This window comes from Dietzia sp. 179-F 9C3 NHS (genome assembly GCF_045369825.1).
Taxonomy (GTDB): Bacteria; Actinomycetota; Actinomycetes; order Mycobacteriales; family Mycobacteriaceae; genus Dietzia.
The window spans coordinates 63,077-69,933 of sequence record NZ_JBIQES010000013.1 but is presented as its reverse complement, the minus strand read 5'-3'; the positions used below and the strand labels follow the sequence as shown (position 1 = coordinate 69,933).

At 73.8% G+C, this 6,857-nt stretch carries 8 protein-coding genes; all 8 read right to left on the bottom strand.

Annotation, left to right across the window (positions count from 1 at the left end; translation table 11 throughout):
* Positions 1-351 precede the first annotated feature (351 nt).
* Entirely contained in the window at positions 352-1,218 is an 867-nt protein-coding gene (locus ACH0BZ_RS14120; RefSeq protein ID WP_406899218.1) for a putative RNA methyltransferase, read from the bottom strand.
* Positions 1,215-2,699 carry a leucyl aminopeptidase family protein gene (locus ACH0BZ_RS14115; protein WP_406899217.1) on the bottom strand — a complete coding sequence of 495 codons (1,485 nt, stop codon included), beginning with the start codon at positions 2,697-2,699 and terminating at the stop codon, positions 1,215-1,217. The genes ACH0BZ_RS14120 and ACH0BZ_RS14115 overlap by 4 nt, the downstream gene beginning before the upstream one ends.
* 74 nt (positions 2,700-2,773) lie before the next feature.
* A complete protein-coding gene (locus ACH0BZ_RS14110; RefSeq protein ID WP_406899215.1) occupies positions 2,774-2,941 on the bottom strand; it encodes a DUF3117 domain-containing protein in 168 nt (55 codons plus the stop codon).
* Between the two features lie 93 nt (positions 2,942-3,034).
* Positions 3,035-3,352, bottom strand: a complete 318-nt coding sequence (locus ACH0BZ_RS14105) for a DivIVA domain-containing protein (protein WP_406899214.1) — start codon at positions 3,350-3,352, stop codon at positions 3,035-3,037.
* 33 nt (positions 3,353-3,385) lie between these two features.
* Positions 3,386-4,198, bottom strand: a complete 813-nt coding sequence (gene folP / locus ACH0BZ_RS14100) for a dihydropteroate synthase (protein WP_406899225.1) — start codon at positions 4,196-4,198, stop codon at positions 3,386-3,388.
* A gap of 71 nt (positions 4,199-4,269) precedes the next feature.
* Positions 4,270-4,827, bottom strand: coding sequence for a TIGR00730 family Rossman fold protein (locus ACH0BZ_RS14095; protein ID WP_406899212.1), 558 nt, complete (start codon positions 4,825-4,827; stop codon positions 4,270-4,272).
* Positions 4,824-5,624, bottom strand: coding sequence for a TIGR00730 family Rossman fold protein (locus ACH0BZ_RS14090; RefSeq protein WP_406899210.1), 801 nt, complete (start codon positions 5,622-5,624; stop codon positions 4,824-4,826). The genes ACH0BZ_RS14095 and ACH0BZ_RS14090 overlap by 4 nt, the downstream gene beginning before the upstream one ends.
* 53 nt (positions 5,625-5,677) lie before the next feature.
* Positions 5,678-6,847, bottom strand: coding sequence for a succinyl-diaminopimelate desuccinylase (gene dapE / locus ACH0BZ_RS14085; protein WP_406899208.1), 1,170 nt, complete (start codon positions 6,845-6,847; stop codon positions 5,678-5,680).
* Positions 6,848-6,857: the final 10 nt, after the last annotated feature.

The window sequence follows — 6,857 nt, the reverse complement described above, 5'->3', positions numbered from 1 at the left end:
CGACAGCACCCATGGCCCGCTGGAACCCGGGCCCGCCCCTGCACCAAGAGACCCCTTCTAGGGCAGCCTCGGCCAGGACCCGGGGCGACAGCGCCCACCGCAACGAGCCCCACCCCGATGTCCGCATGGTCCGGTGGAACCTGCCCCGGGCGCCGCCGTGCACCAAGACACCCCCTCTAGGGCACCCCCGGCCATGACCCGGGACGACAGCACCCCCTGGCCCACTGGAACCCGGCCTCACCCCTGCACCAAGACGCCCCGTCCAGGGCACCGGACGCCCCTCGACGGTGCGCATCAATCAGCTCAGCCAGCGGCACAGGCACCGGTCTCCGGATCCGGTCCGAGCTCCCCTCACGCAGGCCTGCGGAACACACGCACACGCACGTGGAGTCGGGTCGGCAGCGTGGTGTCGTCGAAGGCCCGGTCGATCGCGACCTCGAGGTCTGCCTGATCCAGATGCACACCGCTCGGCCCCATGACCGCGAGGTCGCGAGCCGCCTCCCGGTCCAGCGGAAGCCGCACGTTGACGCGCCGCTCCCCGACCGCCTCCCATTCCGCGAAGTCCTCGCCGAGTCGGGCGTCCTTGGTGGGGTCGGCGCCGAGCATCCCCAGCCGGGAGCGCAACGGTTCGAGATGCCCGTCTCCGGGGGTCACGACGACCGCCACTCCACCGGGACGGAGCACGCGGGCGAACTCGGCGGGGTGGCGCGGCGCGAACACCACGAGCAACGCGTCCACCACGCCGTCGGCGACGGGCAGCGGCCCCCATGTGTCGCAGACCAATGCGGCCAGGTCCGGGTGCGCACGGGCCAACCGTCGGGCCGCGGCGGCCGAGATATCGGCGCCGAGCCCCAGTGCGGGACCGGGACCGTCGAGCACGTGGGCGAGGTAGTACCCGGTCCCGGCGCCGAACTCCGCGACCACCGGGCCGCCTGCCGGGGACGACGACGAGGCGCGCACCGCCCCCGCCACCGCGTCCGCGACGGACGCGTACCAACCCCCGCCGAGAAACCGTTCCCTCGCGGCCACCTGGTCCGGGGTGTCCCCGGGGAAGCGCCGACCACGGGGCCCGAACAGGGTGAGGTACCCCTGCCGTGCGCGGTCGAAGGAGTGGCCGCGCCCGCAGACGACCCCGCGGTCGGTCTCCTCGAAGCCCTCGCCGCAGTTCGGGCACCGCAGCAGGGGCAGGCTCCGCAGGAGTGCCGTGGGGGAGGTCACCCGCGCGGCCGGTCGACCAGGCCGCGGAGCAGTCCCAGGAGCGTCCGGGTGGCGAAGCCGGTCGCGACGGGGCCGACCTCGTCGATCTCCTCAGGCGAGCGGGCCGGGCCGGCGATGTCGAGGTGCGCCCAGGGCCGGCCGTCGACGAAGCCCTCGAGGAACAGCGCAGCGGTGATCGCGCCGGGGCCCTTCGGCGCCTGCCGACGATCGGCGACGGAGGACCTCACCGCGTCGCGGTACTCCTCGGGCAGCGGCAGGCGCCACCACCGCTCCCCCGCCGTGGCACCGGCGGCGGCGATGCGGTCCGCGAGATCGTCGTCGGTGGCCATGAGGGCACCGGTCCGCATGCCGAGTGCGACCTTCATCGCTCCGGTGAGGGTGGCGACGTCCACCACGAGATCGGGGTCGGATTCCGCGATGCCGTGGGCGAGGGCGTCGGCCAGGACCATGCGGCCCTCCGCATCGGTGTTGGTGACCTCCGAGGTGATGCCGCCCACGTGGGTGACGACGTCACCGGGCCGGTAGGCGGACCCGGAGAGCATGTTCTCGGCGGACGGGACGACGACGGTGAGGTCGAGTGCGGCATCCGCGTCGACGTCGCGACCCGGCCCCCCGGCGCAGAAGGCCGCGGCGGCGGCCGCGACGGCGGCCGAGCCGGCCATGTCGGTGCGCATGAGGTGCATGCCGTCGGCCGGCTTGACGGAGATGCCGCCGGTGTCGAAGGTGATCCCCTTGCCCACGAGCAGCACGCGCGGGCCCGGGCCGGGCCGTCGGGCGACGAGGACGCGGGGCGCGGCGTCGGAGCCCCCGCCCACGGCGAGGACGCCACCGAAGCCACCGTCGACGAGCTCCTGCCCCGCGAGGACGCGGACGTCCATCCCGGCGGCCGAGAGCTCCTCCGCCATCCGCCCGGTGAGCCACTCGGGGGTCTTGAGATCCGACGGGGCGCCGGCGAGGTCGCGGGCCAGGGCGGTGGCGCGGGCGGCCTCCTCGGCGGCCGCCACCCGCTCGCGGACGGTGGCGAGCTCGTCGTCGTCACACTCCAGGACCAGGGCCGGTGCCACGGGTTCCGGGCGTGCAGACCACGCGTCCTGGCGGCGCGCGCCCACCAGGTATCCCAACACGAGGTCCCCGACGCGCTCGGCGGTGACCACGGCGGGAACGGCGACGGCGAGAGCACCCGTCGCCCGCCGGTCACGCAGGTACCGGGCGAGGGCCGCCCCCGCGCGCCGGGTGGCGAGGCCCTCGTCCACCGTGCCGGCCCACCCCGGCCGGGGCCGCGCGCTGTCGAGTTCCACCTCGAGCACGGGCGCGGACCCGGGGGCCGTCCCGGGGGCGGCGGCGACACGCACCTCGCGCGGCAGCCCGCGCGGGGGTCGGCCCGGCTCCGGCGGTCGGGTGGCGGCGCGCCAGGAGGCGCCGGGGTCGGTACCGGGGACGACGGCGACGGCGGGTAGCGGGCGGGACGGGACGGCGGACATCGGGGACCTTCCTCACAGACGATTCGACGCACCCGCCGTGGACAGCGGGTGCGTCGGTCGATGGTGTCGGTGGATCAGGAGGTGGCCTGCGCCAGCTCCTCGCTGAGCAGGGTCGCCTCGTCCGGCGTGAGCTCGACGACGAGACGTCCACCGCCCTCGAGAGGGACGCGCATGACGATCCCGCGGCCCTCCTTGGCCGCTTCCATCGGTCCGTCACCGGTCCTGGGCTTCATAGCCGCCATCGGGTCGATTCCCTTCGTCCTTGGCTACGGGTGGCGCCGTCGTGACAGGCGGCCGGACCCGTGTGCGGTCGTGTAGAGATGGTGCCGTCGATTCTAGCGCGTCGCGTCGTCGTGAGACGCCGGAGCGGCCTCAGCGACCTCCGCGAGACGCGCTCGGAGGCGGTCGATCTCGCCGGCGGCCTGCTCCAGTGCCCAGTCGACCTCGGACATCGTGTAGCCGCGCGGGGCCATCGCGAAGCGCACCGCGCGGAGGTCGTCCCCCGTCAGCGGCCCCTCCGGCAGGGAGGTGAGGGTGTGTCCCCGGGAGAGCGGCGGGAGCACCTCGGACCGCCCGAACACCGCGACGGCCAGGACGTACAGGGCGGCCGCGACGACGACGGTGGCGATCACATAGATGACGACGGTGAGCACACCACCCAGTCTAGGGGTGACCCCGTACGGGGGTCAGGCGAGGCCGCGGACCGTGCGGGCCGGCGGCCGGGTCCCGCGGATCGAGGCGACCATCTCCAGCGTGCGCAGGGTGCCCGGGACGTCGTGGGTGCGGAACACGCGGGCACCGAGCCAGGCTGCCACCGCGGTGGCGGCGAGCGTGCCCTCCCGACGGTCGTCGATACCGGCGTCGAGCGTCTCGCCGATGAAGTCCTTGTTGCTCAGCGCCATGAGGACCGGATGGCCGAGCGCGACGATCTCGTCCGTCCTCCGCAGCAGCTCGAGGCCGTGGAAGGTGTTCTTGCCGAAGTCGTGCGTGGGGTCCACGAGGATCCCGTCGACCGGCACCCCCGCCCGCGTGGCGCGCTCGGCGCCGGCCGACAGCTCGGCGACGACGTCGGCCACGACATCCGTGTAGCCCACCCGGAACGGGCGGGTCCGCGGCACAGCGCCGCCGGTGTGCGAACAGACGAAACCCGCCCCCGCCTCCGCGGCGGCCTCGACGACCGTGGGGTCGTGACCCGCCCAGGTGTCGTTGACGAGGTCGGCACCGGAGGCCAGCGCGCGGCGCGCGACCGATCCCCGCCACGTATCCACCGACAGCAGGACCCCGGGGTGCCGCGAGCGGACCGCCTCGACGAACGGGATCACACGCCGGGTCTCCTCCGCCTCGTCGACCTCGTCGCCGGGCCCGGCCTTGACACCGCCGATGTCGAGCACGTCCGCGCCGTCGGCCACGGCCTCCTCGACCCGGCGCATCGCCGCCTCGTCGGTGAAGGTGGCTCCACGGTCGTAGAAGGAGTCCGGGGTGCGGTTGACGATCGCCATGACGAGCGGCCGCTCGACCGGCACCGGACGGCCGCAGAGGGTGGGCAGCGGGTCCGCCGCCCCGGGGTGGGTCACAGCCGTCCCCCACAGGCGTCGAGGGCGTCCTCCAGGTCACGGCACACCACCAGTGAGGCCATGGCGTCGCGCTTGACCAGCCCGGCCTCGGCCAGGCCCTCCACCCACTCCAGGAGCGGGGTGTAGAAGCCGATCGGGTCATAGAGCACCACCGGCTTGTGGTGGAAGCCCAGGGACGCGGCCGTCCACGCCTCGAACATCTCCTCGAGGGTGCCGATCCCGCCCGGCAGGGTGAGGAACGCGTCCGAGCGCTCCTCCATCTCCCGTTTGCGTTCGCGCATCGTCGTCACCACCACGAGCTCGTCCGCCGCCGTGTCCGCCACCTCACGCACCCGCAGCCCCTCGGGGATCACGCCCACCGTCCGGGCGCCGCCGGCGCGGGCTGCCTCGGCGAGCGCGCCCATCATGGACACGTTGCCGCCGCCGGAGACGAGGGTCCAGCCGCGGCTGGCGATGGCGGTACCCACCGCGTCGGCGATCTCCAGGAGTTCGGGGTCGTACGAGGAGGACGCGCAGTAGACGCACACCCGACGACCGGACGCGCCGGCCGTCACCGTTCGATCCCGCGGTGCTCCTCGCCGTAGAGGTCCTCCCTCTGCTCGGCGGTGAACGCGGCGCGCTCGTGGGCGTCGCGGATATACGCGACGGCCTCGGCGACCGAGTCGGTGACGAGAAACAGGTCGAGATCGGCATCCGAGATCATCCCCTCGGCGGCCAGGGTGTCCCGGATCCAGTCCACCAGCGGGGTCCAGAACGCCACACCCAGCAACACGATGGGGAACCGCGTGATCTTGTCCGTCTGAACGAGCGTGATGGCCTCGAAGAACTCGTCGAGTGTCCCGAACCCGCCCGGCGTGCACACGAAGGCCTGCGTGTACTTGACGAACATGGTCTTGCGCACGAAGAAGTAGCGGAAGTGCAGGCCCAGATCCACCCAGCGGTTCATGCCCTGCTCCATGGGCAGCTCGATCCCGAGCCCCACCGAGCGGCCCTCGGCCTCCCACGCCCCCTTGTTGGCGGCCTCCATCTGGCCCGGCCCGCCGCCGGTGACGACGGCATAGCCGGCCTCGGCGAGCGCACGACCGAGTTCCACGGCCTGCTCGTAGGCCGGATCGCCCGGACGCGTCCGCGCCGAGCCGAACACACTCACCGCGTCCGGCAACTCGGCGAGCGCACCGAATCCGTTGACGAACTCGCTCTGGATGCGCAGGACGCGCCACGGGTCGGTGTGCAACCAGTCGGTGTCCTGGTTCTTGTCCAACAGCCGGGAGTCCGTGGTGGTGCGCGACTGCTTCTGGTCGCGACGGACCAGGACGGGTCCACGCAGGTGGACGGGGTCGGTGGGCGCCATGGTCTGGTGTACTCCTCGGGGCCGGTCGGACGGCGGTGGTCGGGCTGCGGTGGTCAGGTTGCGGTGGTCAGGTACCGGCGGAGCACCTCGGCGACCTCGGTGATCTGCTCCGCGGGGCAGTGCTCGTCGCGCTTGTGCGCCAGGCCCGGGTCGCCGGGGCCGAAATTGACGGCGGGGATCCCCAGCGCCGCGAAGCGGGAGACGTCGGTCCACCCGTACTTGGCGCGTACCTGGCCGCCCGCCGCCCGCACCAGGTCGGCGGCGGCCGGGGCGGACAGCCCGGGCAACGCGCCGGGCGAGAGGTCGGTCAGCTCCCACGACAGGCCCGGGCCGTGGGGCGGCGCCTCACCGGCGGCCACGCGCGGGGCGCCGGTCAGTCCCAGGGCGTCGAGGGTGTGCGCGAGCGCGGCGTCGGTGTCCCGGTCCGGGGCGGATCGGAAGTTGACGTCGAGCCAGGCCTCGTCCGGGACGGTGTTGCCCGCGACACCCGCCGACATGCGGACGGCCTGGAGGCCCTCCCGGTAGACGCAGCCGTCGATGTCCACGGACCGGGCCTCGTACGAGGCGAGCGCCGCGAGCACCGGGGCGAGTCGGTGTACGGCGTTGTCGCCCAGCCAGCTGCGCGCGGAGTGCGCGCGGACACCACGCGCGTGGACTCGGATCCTCAGCGTTCCCTGACAGCCGGCCTCGATGAGCCCTCCGGTGGGTTCGCCGAGGATCGCCACGTCGCCGCCCAACCAGTCGCGGTGGGTGCGCTCGAGGTGACCGAGGCCGTTGGCCGTGGCCTCGATCTCCTCGCAGTCGTAGAGGACCAGGGTGAGGTCGTGGGCCAGGTCGGGGGCGTCCGCCAGGGTCGCGAACAGGTGAAGGAACACCGCGTCGCCGGACTTCATGTCCACGGTCCCGCAGCCGTGCAGGACCAGGTCCGCCCCCTCGCCGGTGAGGCGCGTGGGCACGTTGTCGGCGATCGGGACCGTGTCGAGGTGCCCCGCGAGGACCACGCGCATGGGCAGGCCCCGGTGCGTCCGCGCCAGGACCCGGTTGCCGTCACGCACGAGCTCCGTCCGGCCGGCCGCGGGCCCGGTGAACCCGGCGATTGTCCTCGCGAGCGCCGCGTGCACCGCGTCCGCGACGGCGGCCTCCTCGCGGGACGGACTGGGGATGTCGACCAGCGCGCGGGTGAGGTCGACCGGATCGGCGGTCAGGTCGGGAACGGCGGTCACGTGTCCACCT